We start from the raw sequence: 15,638 nt of genomic DNA on the forward strand, positions 1-15,638 counted from the left end.
TTAGAAACGTCGGTTCTCTGCGCATCGTTTCCCCCTTCCCTAACTCTTGTTCTACGTTCGTATTAGAAATCGGCTTCAGATCCGGACGCTTGAAACACGTCCCAATGTCCATTCATCATGGAGGTGTAAACCCGTTTCACGATATAATCTTCGTCTCCGGTCGTAATCTCGAACGTGTCCGATCCTAAGTAGTTAATAGAATCAATGTCTTCTGATTGAAACTGATCGCTTTCTTCCAAGTAATCCGCCAGAACCCCTTCTTCATTCCATTCATAGTAAAGATTGTAAGGCCCGAAAACATTACATCCGGCGAATACCAATAAAGCAGCGAAAACAGTCAGAATCACTATACGCTTTCTCATAGTCACTCTCCTCTATTCTCTTATCGATAGATTCCGAGTTTCATCATATATCCTAGAATTAAATTTGTAAATATTACCCAATACGATCAACCTGTTTCCGCACCGCCTATGTGATTTACTACGCGTCTTCTCACATAAATAACCAACAAGAATGCAACAACCATCTCCGCCATCGGCAAAGACAGCCAAACGCCGGCTGGCCCGAGGAACAGCGGCAGAATCCATAAGAACAGAAGCAGAAGTACAAAGCTTCTGAGCAGAATGATGATGGTGGAAGAGCGGATCTGTCCGATCGATTGAAAATAGGTCATATAAACAAAGTTGAAGCCAAGGAATAAATAAGCATTAAAGAACAATCGAATTCCGTCTACGGCGAGCGAGCGGACGTGTTGAGACTCAAGACCGAACAACGATACGAGAAGCGGCGCTGCGAGAAGTCCGACAACAAGCAGTACGACGCCCATTACTAAAGCAGTAACCTCCCCAATCTTCACACTCTCCCGAATCCGGCCTCTCTCTTTAGCGCCGTGATAATAACTGATCATCGGTTGAAGCGCCGATTCGATTCCGAAGAACGACAGGAACATGAAGCCGTGCAAATAATTGATAACGGAGAAAGCGGCGACTCCATCCGTTCCGAGCATGCTTACGATTGCCAGGTTATACGCTGCAACAAAGACAAGCGCCCCCGCCTCTGCAAGGAAGCTTGGAAATCCGATCGAGAAAATCGCACCCAGACCAGACCAGCTCCACTGGAAAGCAAAAGGTCGGAGTTTTGTTTCTCTGCGAAAGAAATGGATGAGTAAAACAAAAATACCGAGAACACTCGCAAGAATGGTGGCCAAGGCAGCACCAAACACGCCCAGACCCAATATGAAAATCATATAATAATTCAAACCGATATTGGTGACTGCTGTTATCCCAAGTGCAACCATCGAAAGCACAGGGCCTCCATCGTTTCTAACGAATATACTAAGCAGCTGCTGCAGGGCAATAAGCCACCCAAGGGAGAAAAGGACCTGTAAGTACTCCACTGTATGTGAGAGCGTCTCTGCGTTCGCCCCTAACATTCGGGCTGCCGCTTCCACTTGAAAATATCCGACCGTACCGATGAGAGCAAGGATGAGGATCGTCGTTATAAGAGACAGGGAAAAAACACTCCGCGCCTGTTCCATCTGACGTTCCCCGATCCGGATGGAATACAGCGTTCCGCCACCGATACCGATCCATAAAGCAATGGAAAAAATAAGCGAGAAAACCGGCATGGCTAAATTGACGCCGGCAAGACCTTCCGCACCGACCCCGTTACCGACGAAAATTCCGTCGATCAGGATATTGATGGACATCAGCATCATTCCGAACAAAGAGGGAAAGAAATACTGGAAGAATACTTTTCTTACTGGTTGATGCTGCAAAATGCTGTGTGTATTTGTCATCATGGTTCCTCCCGTATATGTTTACAAGAGAAAGTATAAACCTTCAAGTTACTTCAAGGTCAATCATTTTTATGGACAGGTATTTGGATCCATGTCATATAATCCTTCTCATAGCGGATCACCGATTCATCAAGCAGGCTGATTTCCACAGCGTTTCCTACTATTTCACAGCCTTCTATTTTCAGCTGCTCCAACATAAACCGATAACTTTGCTTTATTGCTTCATACTTCCCTTTATGGGGATAACACGCATACATCCCTTCTGCTAAAAAGGAGGACTCCGGTTTTTCCTTATTCTTGTGCAGGAGTTCAAAGACTGAGCGATACTTTACCGGTCCCTCACCATCCAGACTATCCATATCTGCAATCGTGCCGAAGTCCCCCGTGAAAAATCCGTCATACATGATCCCTGACAAGGAATGATATTCCAAATCTTTCACGTAGATGTCGTCGGAAGCCTCCTTCAAATCAATCGGCTCATCATTATATATATAGGAAACGGGACGTGCAGGAAACCATTGATAGGTCATAGAGGGCTGAGACATTAATGTAAGGCCCTGTTCTATGGTCGAAATTTTATTCTTAATCTTTTCTTCTACTATCGATAGCCGCAGCTTTTCCATTATCACTTCATCCAGCTTCCGCTCCAACCGTTCTTTCGTATTTTCAGGAGTCCTCTCTTTCAGCTGCTCCTGAATATCCTTCATAGTAAATCCATTCTTTTTCATAAAGATGATGGTATCCAATACCGGAAACTGATCGACGGTATAATAACGATATCTGCTTGAGTCATCCGTGTATTTCGGCTTAAAAATGCCGATTTCATCGTAATAACGCAGCGTTGAAGCAGGTAACTGGAAGAGGCCGGCAATCTCTCCTATACGGAACTTTCTTCTCATAAACATCCCATCCATTTTTTCTTTTATTATTCCTTATACCCTTGCAGAAATCAATCGCTGAATGTAATATATAAATTACATAAGCAATATATATTTAACATGATTGGGTGATACGAAAGTGAACAAAATCAAACTGGCACGTCTAGAAAAGGATTTGACTCAAGCCCAGCTTGCCAAACGTGTCCAAGCGACAAGACAGACAATCGGCTTAATTGAGAAAGGCACCTATAACCCCAGCCTTCAGCTCTGTATCGCGATTGCCAAAGAACTTGATAAAACATTAGATGATTTATTCTGGGAGGAATCATAATGGTCCAGTCATTTCTCAACTATTTCTTACCGAAGGATGAATACAAACGTTCACAAATCGTTTACTTTATGGCAGAAGCGGCTTTTTTGACTGTACTTCTCCTTCTGCCACTTACACTTATGAACAACATATGGTGGAATTCCCAATCTTTTAATGAAATTTCCATCCTGCTTACTCCTGTATTCGTGATGGCATACACCTATTTTCGTTATGTATTTAAAGGGATAGAGCATACCGACATCTCTGAAGAGAAAACCTATCGTGCACAACGCCGCCTGAATAGGAAAAGAGCCCTTTTCTTCGCGGCCATATTCATGATCGTGCTTTTGATCAACAATGGAATACCGTCTACGGGCATGGAAATTCTCGACATAGCAGGTCCCGTCTTCCTCGGCTTCCTGTTCTATCTGCTCTTTGACTACATCTCTCTTAAACGGTCCTATAATAAAAATAAAGACCTGCTTGATGACTGAATCAGGTTCACAGCAAATCCAAAGCCCCTCTCCCAAAAACAAAAAAAGAGGAATCCTTTTGCAGGAGTCCTCTTTCCGCTATTAATATAACTTCGTTAACGCGTCTTTATCAAACGGAAGCAGATCATTTACTCTGCCTTCCTCTACTTTCTTAACCCATTCCGGATCTTGAAGCAGAGAACGACCGATGGCAATCAAATCGAATTCGTCCTGGTCCAGTTTTTCAATGAGACCGTCCAGACTCGTCGTATTTGCCGCCTGAAAACTTGTAAATGTTCCGTCCAATCCGACAGAACCGACAGAAATAGCAGGTTTTCCGGTCAGTTTCTTCGTCCATCCGGCAAGGTTCATTTCAGAGCCTTCAAATTCCGGTTCCCAGAATCGACGGGTAGAGCAGTGGAAGATGTCGACTCCAGCGTCAGAAAGCGGCTGAAGGAATTGATTTAATTCCTCTGACGTTGCTGCAAGTTTTGCTTGATAGTCATTCATTTTCCACTGACTGAAACGGAAGATAATAGGGAAATCCGGGCCGACGGCTTTACGGCATGCCTCAATGACTTCGACTGCAAATCGCGTACGGCCGACCAAATCACCACCGTAACGGTCGGTGCGCTTGTTCGTATGCTCATAGAAGAATTGGTCGATCAAGTATCCATGTGCTCCGTGAAGCTCGATGGCATCAAAACCGATACGCTTCGCATCGGCAGCTGCCTGCGCGTATGACTGAACCAGCCCCTCGATTTCTTCGACCGTAAGCGGTTCGGATACTTGCACCCCATCAAGGGTCAAACCAGACGGTCCGATTGGTGCGGCTTCTTTGTTCGGCAGTTCTCCAGGTTTTCGTGTCATTCCGACGTGCCACAGCTGTGGAGCAATTTTCCCTCCCGCTTCATGCACTTCTTTTACGACTTTAGCCCAGCCGTCCAACGCGTCTCCGTGGAAGAGCGGGATGCTGTCACCGGAAACAGAAGACGGATGATTGATTCCGACTCCTTCAGTGATGATAAGACCAACATCCCCTTCAGCGCGGCGGCGGTAATAGGCAGCCACGTCTTCGCCAGGAATGCCTCCCGGGGAGAAGCCGCGTGTCATCGGCGCCATCACCGTACGGTTTTTTAATTGTATTTTGTCACTATGGAAAGTTTCAAATAAAGGTTTAACAGATACATTCGTATTACTCAATGTCGTTTCCTCCTTTTCCTATTGCATCTTCTATTCTCGCAAATGCGGACGGAAATGAAAAATCATCTGTTTGCCTTCCCCCCCCCATGCATCAAAAAAGACGGAAGACCCGTTTCAGATCATCCGTCTTTTTCTTCCTATTGTGGTTATCTCTTTAATGGAACAATCCTGATTCCCGTGATTTCTTCATCAGACTCCGCGTACGCTTATGGAGCGGCCCTTTCAGGAACGTACCGATAAGCAGGAATGCTGCGCCGAAGATAGACAGAAAGATAAAGTCTGTCTTCACCCGGGCTGGTACGATACCGCCTACCGCTTCCCGCATCAGGTCGATTGCGTAGGAAAACGGAAGAAACGGATGGATATTCTGGAAGAATTCCGGGAGTAAGGCGACTGGATACGTCCCGCCTGAACCTGCAATCTGCAGAACGAGACATACGATCGCTGCTGCTTTCCCAACGTCCCCAAGAACGGATACCAGTGTAAACACAATGGTCATAAAGACAAAACTCGTTGCGAATCCAAACAAGATGAACGGAAGCTCTGCAGCTATATCTACATTCAGGATGTAAATGTTACCAAGCGTTACGACAAGCGTCTGCAGAAATCCGATGCTCACAAAGGTAGCAAGCTTCCCGAAGTACTGCTGGTACTTTCGGTATTCTTCGCCGTGATGAGGATCCGTCGATAACAAGGATACCAACAACAATGCTCCAACCCACAAGGATAACACGGTGTAGAAAGGCGTCATCCCTGTACCATAGTTGGCAATCGGGAACAAGGCGTTCTTACTCAATACGACCGGCTCTTCGAAAAAGCTCTGTTCGGCCTCCGGATCATTTTTCAGAAGCTCGATGATCTCATTAATGTCCGTTTCCCCTTGAATATCACGGATTCGATCCGCCATTTCATTCACTTTGTCGTTGACGTAGGGATACTCATTCAGCATATATTCAAGGATATCCTGACCTTCGGCAATGTTTCCTTCGGTACTGTTCAGTATTTTTTCAATCTCCGGAATAGTCGATTGGGCGTCAGCCAGAATGCTTCTCGCATTAGCAAGCGTATTCTTCGCCTTATCTATTTCCGACAATACTTTCGGTTCAATCGAATCATTATATTCTTTCACAAAAGCATCAATCCGGTCCGCGGTATTTTGGGATTTCTCCTGCAGGTCGGCAAGCACAGCATCGATTTCTTCCTGCTTCTCACCCAGCTGCTGTTCGATCTTGCCGCTGTCCGCCTGGACCGTCTCCAAGTCTCCACGAATCGTTTCTATTGTGGCAAGCGCCTGATCGATTGTTTCTGTGGAAACCTGTGGAGCAGGAGGCTGTCCTTCTCCATCTTCTGAATTGTCCCCGGAGTCCGCCTCGGCATTTTGCTGCTGCTCCTCCTGCTGAGCTTTCACTTGCTTCAGAAGCTGCTCTACCTCATTCAGACGTTCCACGGATGCATCCGTCTGTTCACCGATTCGATCCTTGATGGCGTTGGCCGTATCCAAATCCAAATCAATGGAGCGCACATCAGTAAGAAACGCATTTACATCCTCTGCTGTCTGCTGGGCAGCTTCGAGATCCTCTTGTACTTGTGGTGCCAGTTCATTTAGTCGTGCCTCTGCATCATCTATGAATCCTGTCGTTTCATCAATGGTGGAAATACCGTCTTTCGTCACTTTCGTGGCTTCCGGAAGCAGAGCCTGCACGTCATTAATGACGTCCACCGCACTTTTCGAATCTTCATAGGAACTGCTGATCATATCATGGATTTCCGGTAAATTCTCTTCCAGTTTAAACACATATTCTTCAAAGCGTTCAATATCCGGAAGGTCCTTCTCAAGCTCTACTCCTAAATCGTTGAACAGCTCTGCGATCGTGCCGTTCACTTCCGATATAAAATTACTTTTCACTTCTTCGACGATGACGCTGGCACCTTTTTCCGTAATTTTCGGTGCGATGGCGTTCACTTTCTCATTGACGTAATATTCGACTTCCGATTTCTCAGGGCTTTCACTGATAACCGTTCCAAGCTTCTCAGAGAAATTCTCGGGGATGACGATAACCGCGTAATAATCGCCGTACTCCAGCTTATCCATCGCCTCTTCTCTGTCATCAAAATGCCAGTCCATGCTGTCGTTATCCTTCAGGTTATCCACTACTTCCTGACCAACGTCAATATCGGTATCCCGGACAGTAGCTCCGGTATCCTCATTGACGATTCCGACAGGCAGCTGGTCCGTCTGGCTGTATGGGTCCCAGGATGCCTTAATGTTAAACCAGGCATATAAAGACGGTAGAACGATTAAGCCGCCGATCAGGATCATCGCGACCCAGTTCTTCGATATATTTTTCCAATCTCGGCTGAAAATGCGCCATATGTTCTTCATAAGGATGCTCCTATTCTCATTTCCGTTATTCTTCCCGCTCTTTTAACTTCTTTTTGACATGCTCGAACAAATGGATGAAAGTGGTGACGTCTTCATCCTTCACCCCCTCAAAAAGAAACGAAAAGCTGTCATAAATCAGTTCATCTGCACGGTCTACAATCTCTTCCCCTTTTTCCGTAAGTTGTACGAGTTTGGAGCGCTTATCTTCCTTCGTTTCACTCCATTGAATCAGTTCCTTCTCCATCAACTTCTTTATCCGGTTCGAGATCGCACTTTTATGGACACCTTGTATGTTGCTCAGCCTCCCTGGCGTAAGAGCCGCTTCTACTTTGATGATTTTTAACGTTTGCAGTTGTTGGGAGGATACATTCTTCAAAGGTCCGCTCTCCTCCAGCTTTCTCAAATGTTCACTCGCACCGAAATACACTTCTATGAATAAGTCGATGACTTTCCTCGAATCAGGCATGTGTGTACTCCTTCCATAAAATAGTTCACACCTATAAACTAAAAATAGTTTACACCCATGAACTATTTGCGTCAATGATTTTATCGTCCACTGATCCAACTATTTTTATGTAAAAAAAAAACGACCGGATGGCCGTTCCTTTGAAAAACAGCTGCTTCCTCACTCGTCTATGCTCTGCTGCATTTTGAGGAGGAGCCTGTCCAGTTCATTCATCTCTGCTTCTGTCATCGTCTGATTGACAACCTCGTTAATTTCATCGGTAACTGCTGTGACTTTCGCTTCAAGCATCCGCCCGCTTTCCGTCAAGTGCAGCTCCAGAGAACGCATGTCGTCAATCCGAAAGCATCGTTCAATATAGCCTTTCTTCTCCAGACTGGAGGCCATTCTGGCAATGTTAGCCTTATCCTTACCTAAGTAATTGGCGATCTGATTCTGGGTCAACCCGTCTTCCTCCCAAAGAAGCATCATGATCAAATTCTGCTCCGGCGCCAGGTTGTAAGGGGCAAGCTTCGCTTTTATGAAGCTTGTCAATTTTAAATCGGTTTGATGGAGTTTTATACTGATGTGGTTCTGAAAGCTACGTTTCATGGGGGCTTTTTACCTTTCTCACGTACGGTGGACGTTATTTTTCAAAAACATAATTATAGGCAGAAAGAATTCTATTGTCAAAGGTATTAATTGGATAACAGCCGAAGAAAAAATAAAACCCGCAAATGATAAAACCGCCCCTTAGCAGGGACGGCTTTTTATCATAGTCCGATAGAGATATATTTCGTTTCTAAGTATTCTTCAATACCGAAGTGACCGCCTTCTCGACCGAGTCCGCTTTCCTTAAACCCGCCGAACGGTGCTTGAGCCGTAGATGGAAGTCCATCATTTAACCCGACAATACCATAGTCCAATTCCTCAGAAAGACGCATCGCTTTGGAGAAATTCTCTGTGTACAGATATCCGGCCAAACCGAATGGAGACTCGTTTGCACGGCGAATCGCATCTTCTTCATCAGAGAAAGAAGCGATCGGAAGCACAGGCCCGAACGTTTCCTCCTTCATACAGATCATGTCATCCGTCGTATGAACAAGCACGGTCGGTTCAACGAAATACCCCTTATCCGATTGCGAAGATCCGCCTGTTACAAGCGTTGCTCCATTATCCAGAGCATTCTGGATGTGCTTATTGACCTTATCAAAACCGTCTTTATCAATAAGCGGACCGATGTCCGTATCAGGGTCGAGGCCATCTCCCACATTCAGCTGCTCAACAGCGGTTTTCAATTTCTCTGTAAATTCATCCAATACAGATTCATGCACATAGAAACGGTTGGAGCAGACACAAGTTTGTCCAGCATTTCTGAATTTTGATGCCACTGCGCCTTCCACTGCCTTATCAAGATCCGCATCCGCAAGAACGACGAATGGAGCCTGACCGCCGAGCTCCAGTGAGATACGCTTCATCGTATCCGCCGACTTACGCATCAAGAGCTTTCCAACCTCTGTCGACCCTGTGAAAGAAAGTTTACGTACGCGGGAATCAGATAACCATACATCGCTGATGGTCGCAGCATCTCCTGTAAGGATATTAATAATTCCTTCCGGCGCTCCCGCTTCCTGAGCCAGCTCCACCAGACGAATCGCAGTCAGAGGCGTCTGCTCTGCCGGTTTGATCAGGACGGTACAGCCTGCAGCGATTGCCGGCGCCACTTTTCTTGTAATCATAGCTGCCGGGAAGTTCCATGGCGTAATGGCTGCCATGACTCCGACAGGCTGTTTTTGGACAAGAATGCGCTTGTCCCTGCTCGAAGCGGGAATCGTTTCACCGTAGATACGCTTCCCTTCTTCTGCATACCAGGCAAGGAAGCTGTTCGCATAACCGATTTCACCGGCTGCTTCCTTCAGCGGCTTTCCCTGCTCTTTCGTCATGATTTCCGCTAACTCTTCTTTATGAGCTTCTATCAGTTGATGCCAGCGCATCAAAAATTCAGCACGCTCATAGGCGGTCGTCTTCTTCCATTTAAGAAAAGCAGCATGGGCGGCATCCACCGCCTCCTGCGCTTCTTTCTCTCCCGCATCCGGAACGTGATCGATCACTTCCAGTGTGTAAGGATTCGTTACTTCTATCGTCTTCTCTGAGGTCCATTCTTTCCCGTTCACAATAAGATTCAACTGGAATACCCCTTTCTAAAGTGCTTTCTTCTGAATAGTAGCATTTTTCTTTTCGTAAGTCCCACGATTCATCTGAATGAAGAAGTACGCACCGATAAGCGCCCAGCCGCCGACCATGATCCACTCATACGGCCAGATAAGAGCAGCAGGCATTCCAGGCAGGTACAAGACGATGAAACCAAGACTAAGTATTAAAGCTAAATACCCGAACACCGGAGATTTACCAGCGCGGAACGGACGCTCCATTTTCGGTTCTTTCTTCCTTAATAGAATAAAGGACATAGCGACAAGGAAGTAGGCGACAACAATGCCAAGGCCACCGGCATCGACAATCCAGACCAGGGCAGATCGCCCAAGGAGTGGAGCAAGCGCAGATAGAATACCGATGAACAGAACGGCGTTGGAAGGTGTTTTATATTTAGGGTGCAGTTTACCGAACCATTGTGGTATCATTCCTGATTCAGCCATCGCATAAAGAACCCGGCTGCCGCCGATGACAAAGGAGTTCCAGCTCGTGACAATACCTGCTACACCACCGAGAATCAAGATTTGGGCGAAACGTTCAGATCCGAACAAAGCTGCCATAGAATCGGCAGAAGCAAGTTCTGAAACGGCAAGTTCTTCCGGACTCAGCGCAAGGCCTACACCGAGGGCGATCGCCAAATAAAATACAATGGCTGCAATGACAGATATAATAAGGAAGGAACCGATTTTCCGTCTGGGGAGGTTCGCTTCTTCTGCTACTTGAGGAATGACATCAAAACCGACAAATAAGAAAGGAACCATGACGAGCACAGTCATAATGCCACCCGCTCCACCTTCAAATAAAGGCGAAAGGTTGGAAGGTTCTCCGTAGGCAGCGGATCCGAAAATCAGCACAAGTCCGACAGCAACAATCATTAAGGTAAACACCGTCTGCAGAACCGCTGCCTGCTTTAGACCTATAAAGTTGATTGCTGTGATAATGACGGCTCCTAGTGAACCGATGAGTACCCAGTTCAGGTGCACGTCCCAACCGGCAATCGTCCATAGATAGCCGGCCTGGTAGTCAGGAAGCAGGTAGTCGATAACGGTGGGTAGTGCAACTGCTTCAAAAGTCGCTACCGAAATATATCCGAGCGTAATTGCCCACGAAGCAACGAACGATGCTTTCTTGCCAAGTGCCCTGTGGACATATTCGTGCTCGCCGCCTACTTTAGGCATCGCCGAAGCTAATTCCGCATAATTCAAGCCGACACAGATGACCAGGAACCCACCAATGATAAAGGCAATGACCGCCCCTAGCGAACCTGCCGACGTGATCCAGGTACCTGAAAGAACGACCCATCCCCAGCCGAGCATCGCACCGAGAGCCAGAAACAACAGATCAAAGGACGATAATACCTTCTTTAATTTCTTATCTTCCATTAAGCATCCCCCCTTATTTTATACCGAAAATTCCGTCTTCTTTTCCAACACGGACTCCATTGCGTCACGCAGGATATCCAACCCTTCGTTCAATTCTTCATTCGTAATGACGAGCGGCATCAGGAAGCGGACGACATTTCCATAGACTCCTGCACCAAGTACCAGCAAACCGCTGTGTTGAGCTTTTGAAATAATTTCAGACGCAAGTGCTTTATCCGGTGTTTTCGACGTACGGTCTTTGACAATCTCTACAGCCACCATAGCTCCAAGACCGCGGATATCACCGATGCAGTCAAATTCTTCTGCAAGCTTGGTGAACCTGTCTTTAACCGTTGCACCAATTTCGACAGCACGCTCGTTCAAGCCCTCTTCTTCAATGACATCAATCGCCGCAAGGGCTGCTTGACAGGCAACCGGGTTACCACTGTACGTACCTCCAAGTTCTCCCGGACCGGCAGCATCCATGACTTCCTGACGTCCAATGACTCCACTGATCGGCATACCGGCACCCAATGATTTCGAAACCGTGATCAAGTCCGGAGTGATACCAAAATGCTCAGAAGCAAAATAGCTGCCCGTTCTTCCGAATCCCGTCTGGATCTCATCTGCCACGAACAAAATACCGTGCTCCTCACAAAGCTGCTTGACCGCATGGACGAAACGCTTCGCCGGTACGATAAAGCCGCCTTCTCCCTGGACAGGTTCCATAAATACAGCAGCGATTGTTTCCGGTGCGACTTCTTTCAGGAAGAAATCATGGAACTGTTCGATCATGAAATCGATATAAGCCTCTTCTGACATTCCCTCAGGACGGCGGTAACTGTACGGGAAAGGAGCCTTGTACACTTCCGGTGCGAATGGACCGAATTCATATTTATACGGCTTTACTTTGCTCGTCATGGACATCGTCATCAGCGTACGCCCGTGGAACGCATTGGCAAATGTGACGATGGCTTGTCTGCCAGTATATTTTCGAGCAATCTTAACGGCATTTTCTACAGCTTCTGCACCACTGTTCTGCAAAAGCACCTTCTTCTTATGAGATCCAGGAGCAAGCTGTGTCAATTTTTCAGCAAGAGCGACGTACGGTTCATACATCATTACATTGAATCCGGTATGAATGAATTTTTCAATTTGATCATGGAGTGCCTCTTTTACTTTCGGGTGACAGTGGCCGACGTTGATCGTACCGATCGCACCTGCAAAGTCGATGAATGTATTACCGTCCACATCCGTGATTTTGGCTCCTTCCGCTTTCTGTGCAAATGTTGGAATGCCGTAGCTTACTGAATCAGGAATTACTTGATGACGGCGTTCCAGCAGCTCGCTCGCTTTTGGACCTGGGATGTTTGTTTGGATAGATACGTGCTTAGACATGTTTAACCACTCCTTTTAATTAATAGAAAACCGATGTTCGTTCAGACAAATCACTCAGTGTCGAGAGCAAATGGTTACGAATTGCTGCCTCCGCTGCTTCAGAATCCCTCTCCTGCAGATGTTCGAATATCACCCGATGTTCGGGAATTGATTTAACCTCATCCATTGGTGTCGAGTAAAATTCATCTCGGAGGATTAAATAACAGTCCGACCACTGATTCAACTTGTCGACTTCCTGTAGAAGGAATTCATTGCCGGATACCTCGGATAAGAACGTATGGATCAAACCATTGACCCGAAGGAATTCCTCGAAATTCTTGGACTTGTAGGTTTCCAGTTCATCGGAAAGTAGAATTTCAAGCTGTTCCAGATGAGCATCATCCAGATTAGGAACCGCAAGTCTCGCTGCATAAGTTTCTAAAACAATTCTCAGTTCAAAAACGTCCCGAAGCTCTTTGTTGGACGGTTTGTAAACAATCGCCCCCTTATTGGGAACCAGTTCTATCAATTTCTCACTTTCCAATCGCTTGAAAGCAGCTCTTATCGGAGTTCTGCTCATATTTAACTCTTTACTTACCCAATCTTCCGTAATTCGCTGTCCCGGAACAAGCCGTTTCAGCATAATGGCACGTTTCACCTTTTCATATGCTCTCTCTTCACTACTACTCATTTTGCATCCCACCATTGTATTCGAAGATTGTATACAATTTACTTCTAACAACATGTTATCTTAAAATTCACAAAGTTTCCACATAATTTTCTGAATTTAGTGATTATTGCATAAAAATTCATCTGCTTGTTTAGTGCTTTTTACACATAAAAAAAAGACCTTTCCAATCAGAAAGGCCTTTCTCTTTTTACCTATTCTGCCAGCGCCTTGCCAGCGATTGAATGTGATCAGGAGTCGTACGACAACAGCCTCCTATGATCGTTGCCCCGGCTTCCACCCACCGATCGGACTGCTCATCGAAACGCTGGCAGGAACGTTCTCCGTACCAGTCATTTGTGTCGGGATCGTATGTTTCTCCCGAATTCGGGTATAAAATAATCGGCTTATCTGTAAGAGCGCGGATATGGCCGACTGCCTCTGTCGCATCAGGAATCGGAGCACAGTTCACTCCGACTGCTACCACCTGCTCCCTCCCTTCGATCACATCTATACAACGTCTCCATTCCGTTCCATCGCTGATTTGGCTGCCATTCTTCAAGGAAAAGGAAAGCCACGCACTGGCGCCCGGATACTCGCCCAATAATTCCGTCAGTACTTCCGCCTCCTGGAGGGAAGGAATCGTTTCAAAGGCAAGCACGTCGGCACCCGCTTCGATGAGCGCTTCTATTCTGGGACGGTGAAATTCTTTCAGCCGCTCATCCGTGACACCATAGTTCCCGATATATTCTGAGCCGTCAGCAAGGTAGGCGCCATAAGGGCCAACCGAACCTGCAACGACAGGATAAGCTCTGTCATCCGCTTCCCTCCAGACATCCGAGCGTGCTTCCTGTGCCAGGCGAACGGTATCTTTAATTAATGTGCGCGCCTTATCTTCGTCGATCCCCCGCTGCTTAAACCCATCAATGGTTGCTTGATAACTAGCGGTGATGGCAATATCCGCACCATTACGGAAATAATCGGCATGAACCTTACGGATAGCATCCGGATTCTCAAGCAGCACACGGGCGGACCAAAGTGGATCATCAAGGTCGAAGCCGTATGTCTCCAATTCTGTCGCCAACGCCCCATCGAGAATAATCGTTTTTTTATTTCCAATAGTTGTTTAATAGGATTGCGCTTGTTGATTTTGTTCGACATGTTCTACTCTCCGTTTCTTCTTGGATTGTGACAGATAATACCCTGCATAACAAAGGATGATGAATGGAATTCCACAATACAGGGCGATCCGCTGTGTCGGATCAAAGGCGATTCCGATGCAGGCGGCAAGACAGAGCAGGAACGATGCGATCGGCACCAATGGATAAAGCGGCGCCCGGTATCCCAGGTCCTCCACCTTGTTCCCAGCTTTCACATAAGCCCGCCGGAAATTAAATTGAGCAAGACTGATGCTCATCCATACGATAACGACTGCAAGTCCTGAAATCGATACCAGCACGATATAGACGGTATCGGGCGCAATGATGCTGGACAACAGAGCCAGTCCCCCACCAAGCATGCTGAATAAGATGGCGTTCAGCGGAATGCCTTTCTTCGTCATTTTCGCGAATTTCGGAGAGATCGTCTTCCGATCCGCGAGAGACCACAGCATACGGGAGGAGGCATATAACCCTGAATTCGCTGCAGACAAAATAGCCGTGATGATGACGAAGTTCATGATATCTGCGGCAAATGGAACACCGACTCTTTCCAAAACGGCAACGAAAGGACTCTCAATGACTCCGGCTTCCGAACTCGGAAGCAGCGCGGAAAGCACAATAATTGTTCCTACAAAGAAAAGAATGAGCCGTACGAGCGTCGTCCGGATGGCTTTCGGGATTGTTTTCGCGGGATCGACCGTTTCTCCCGCCGCAATACCGATCAACTCTGTACCGGAGAATGCGAAGTTGACCGCCAGCATCGTCATTAAGATGGCGAAAGCCCCATTCGGAAACAAACCAGCTTCTGTGAAATTAGAAAAGAACGGAGCTGGTTCAGAATCTGCAAGCGGCACAATACCGAAAATTCCGGCCAGACCAAGTAGAATAAATAGAAAAATAGCGATGACTTTGACAGAAGAAAACCAAAACTCTGATTCTGCAAAAAACTTCACGGTGAATGCATTCAATCCGAAGATCAAAATCGCGAATAAAGCGCTCCATATCCATACACTTATATCCGGGAACCACCGCTGCATCATCAGTCCGGCAGCTGTGAATTCCGATCCCAGCGCCACTGTCCAGGTGAGCCAGTAAAGCCAGGCAACCGTAAACCCCGTTCCCGGACCGATATACTTCGCGGCATAACTGTGAAACGCACCAGTCTCCGGCATATGTACAGACAACTCACCAAGACAGAGCATCACTAAGTAAACGACCAACGCACCAATCAAATAGGCAAGCACCGTCCCGAATGGTCCTGCCTGCTGGATGGTGTATCCGGAACTGAGGAACAGCCCGGTTCCGATGACTCCACCGAGTGACAGCATCACAAGGTGGCGTGTTTTCATTTCTCTTTTGAAGTTCTGTTCCATTT

15 protein-coding genes are annotated in these 15,638 nt (G+C 46.7%); 2 read left to right on the forward strand and 13 right to left on the reverse strand.

Going from position 1 to position 15,638, the window contains the following annotated elements; genetic code table 11:
• Positions 1 to 62: 62 nt before the first annotated feature.
• From D479_RS03895 to D479_RS03905, 3 genes are all read right to left on the reverse strand, one after another.
• Positions 63 to 362 carry a hypothetical protein gene (locus D479_RS03895; protein ID WP_008633891.1) on the reverse strand — a complete coding sequence of 100 codons (300 nt, stop codon included), beginning with the start codon at positions 360 to 362 and terminating at the stop codon, positions 63 to 65.
• Positions 363 to 448: 86 nt separating this feature from the next.
• Complete coding sequence (locus D479_RS03900) at positions 449 to 1,801, reverse strand: MATE family efflux transporter (protein ID WP_051989372.1); 1,353 nt, start codon at positions 1,799 to 1,801, stop codon at positions 449 to 451.
• A 56-nt stretch (positions 1,802 to 1,857) separates the two neighbouring features.
• Entirely contained in the window at positions 1,858 to 2,697 is an 840-nt protein-coding gene (locus D479_RS03905; RefSeq protein ID WP_039870721.1) for a MerR family transcriptional regulator, read from the reverse strand.
• A 118-nt stretch (positions 2,698 to 2,815) separates the two neighbouring features.
• On the opposite strand from D479_RS03905, the gene D479_RS03910 reads away from it, so the two are divergent.
• Together D479_RS03910 and D479_RS03915 are read left to right on the forward strand one after the other, a co-directional pair.
• Entirely contained in the window at positions 2,816 to 3,007 is a 192-nt protein-coding gene (locus D479_RS03910; protein WP_008633898.1) for a helix-turn-helix transcriptional regulator, read from the forward strand.
• Entirely contained in the window at positions 3,007 to 3,480 is a 474-nt protein-coding gene (locus tag D479_RS03915; RefSeq protein ID WP_008633900.1) for a hypothetical protein, read from the forward strand. Before D479_RS03910 ends, D479_RS03915 begins: the two co-directional genes overlap by 1 nt.
• An 81-nt stretch (positions 3,481 to 3,561) precedes the next feature.
• Here D479_RS03915 and D479_RS03920 read toward each other — a convergent pair whose 3' ends face one another.
• From D479_RS03920 to mmuP, 10 genes are all read right to left on the reverse strand, one after another.
• Positions 3,562 to 4,662: an NADH:flavin oxidoreductase gene (locus tag D479_RS03920; protein ID WP_008633905.1), complete on the reverse strand. Its 1,101-nt coding sequence runs from the start codon at positions 4,660 to 4,662 to the stop codon at positions 3,562 to 3,564.
• 154 nt (positions 4,663 to 4,816) lie between these two features.
• Complete coding sequence (locus D479_RS03925) at positions 4,817 to 7,045, reverse strand: YhgE/Pip domain-containing protein (protein WP_008633910.1); 2,229 nt, start codon at positions 7,043 to 7,045, stop codon at positions 4,817 to 4,819.
• Between the two features lie 25 nt (positions 7,046 to 7,070).
• Entirely contained in the window at positions 7,071 to 7,511 is a 441-nt protein-coding gene (locus D479_RS03930) for a MarR family transcriptional regulator (RefSeq protein ID WP_008633912.1), read from the reverse strand.
• Positions 7,512 to 7,670: 159 nt separating this feature from the next.
• Complete coding sequence (locus tag D479_RS03935; RefSeq protein ID WP_008633915.1) at positions 7,671 to 8,099, reverse strand: MarR family transcriptional regulator; 429 nt, start codon at positions 8,097 to 8,099, stop codon at positions 7,671 to 7,673.
• A gap of 161 nt (positions 8,100 to 8,260) precedes the next feature.
• Positions 8,261 to 9,673 (reverse strand): NAD-dependent succinate-semialdehyde dehydrogenase, encoded by a 1,413-nt coding sequence (locus D479_RS03940; protein ID WP_008633916.1) that lies wholly within the window; start codon positions 9,671 to 9,673, stop codon positions 8,261 to 8,263.
• A 15-nt stretch (positions 9,674 to 9,688) separates the two neighbouring features.
• Entirely contained in the window at positions 9,689 to 11,080 is a 1,392-nt protein-coding gene (locus tag D479_RS03945) for an APC family permease (RefSeq protein WP_008633918.1), read from the reverse strand.
• Between the two features lie 18 nt (positions 11,081 to 11,098).
• A complete protein-coding gene (gene gabT / locus D479_RS03950) occupies positions 11,099 to 12,457 on the reverse strand; it encodes a 4-aminobutyrate--2-oxoglutarate transaminase (protein WP_008633920.1) in 1,359 nt (452 codons plus the stop codon).
• A 19-nt stretch (positions 12,458 to 12,476) separates the two neighbouring features.
• Entirely contained in the window at positions 12,477 to 13,127 is a 651-nt protein-coding gene (locus D479_RS03955) for a GntR family transcriptional regulator (protein ID WP_008633921.1), read from the reverse strand.
• A gap of 187 nt (positions 13,128 to 13,314) precedes the next feature.
• Entirely contained in the window at positions 13,315 to 14,223 is a 909-nt protein-coding gene (gene mmuM / locus D479_RS03960) for a homocysteine S-methyltransferase (RefSeq protein WP_193743865.1), read from the reverse strand.
• Between the two features lie 6 nt (positions 14,224 to 14,229).
• Positions 14,230 to 15,636, reverse strand: coding sequence for an S-methylmethionine permease (gene mmuP / locus D479_RS03965; protein WP_008633923.1), 1,407 nt, complete (start codon positions 15,634 to 15,636; stop codon positions 14,230 to 14,232).
• Positions 15,637 to 15,638 lie beyond the last annotated feature (2 nt).

Source organism: Halobacillus sp. BAB-2008, assembly GCF_000328325.1.
Taxonomy (GTDB): Bacteria; Bacillota; Bacilli; order Bacillales; family Halobacillaceae; genus Halobacillus.

Excerpts from the sequence above, each read along its gene's own strand:
- mmuP (WP_008633923.1), bottom strand. The coding sequence starts at position 15,636 with ATGGAACAGAACTTCAAAAGAGAAATGAAAACACGCCACCTTGTGATG.
- D479_RS03945 (WP_008633918.1), bottom strand. The coding sequence starts at position 11,080 with ATGGAAGATAAGAAATTAAAGAAGGTATTATCGTCCTTTGATCTGTTG.
- D479_RS03895 (WP_008633891.1), bottom strand. The coding sequence starts at position 362 with ATGAGAAAGCGTATAGTGATTCTGACTGTTTTCGCTGCTTTATTGGTA.
- D479_RS03900 (WP_051989372.1), bottom strand. The coding sequence starts at position 1,801 with ATGATGACAAATACACACAGCATTTTGCAGCATCAACCAGTAAGAAAA.
- D479_RS03915 (WP_008633900.1), top strand. The coding sequence starts at position 3,007 with ATGGTCCAGTCATTTCTCAACTATTTCTTACCGAAGGATGAATACAAA.
- D479_RS03935 (WP_008633915.1), bottom strand. The coding sequence starts at position 8,099 with ATGAAACGTAGCTTTCAGAACCACATCAGTATAAAACTCCATCAAACC.
- D479_RS03905 (WP_039870721.1), bottom strand. The coding sequence starts at position 2,697 with ATGAGAAGAAAGTTCCGTATAGGAGAGATTGCCGGCCTCTTCCAGTTA.
- D479_RS03925 (WP_008633910.1), bottom strand. The coding sequence starts at position 7,045 with ATGAAGAACATATGGCGCATTTTCAGCCGAGATTGGAAAAATATATCG.
- gabT (WP_008633920.1), bottom strand. The coding sequence starts at position 12,457 with ATGTCTAAGCACGTATCTATCCAAACAAACATCCCAGGTCCAAAAGCG.
- D479_RS03955 (WP_008633921.1), bottom strand. The coding sequence starts at position 13,127 with ATGAGTAGTAGTGAAGAGAGAGCATATGAAAAGGTGAAACGTGCCATT.
- D479_RS03930 (WP_008633912.1), bottom strand. The coding sequence starts at position 7,511 with ATGCCTGATTCGAGGAAAGTCATCGACTTATTCATAGAAGTGTATTTC.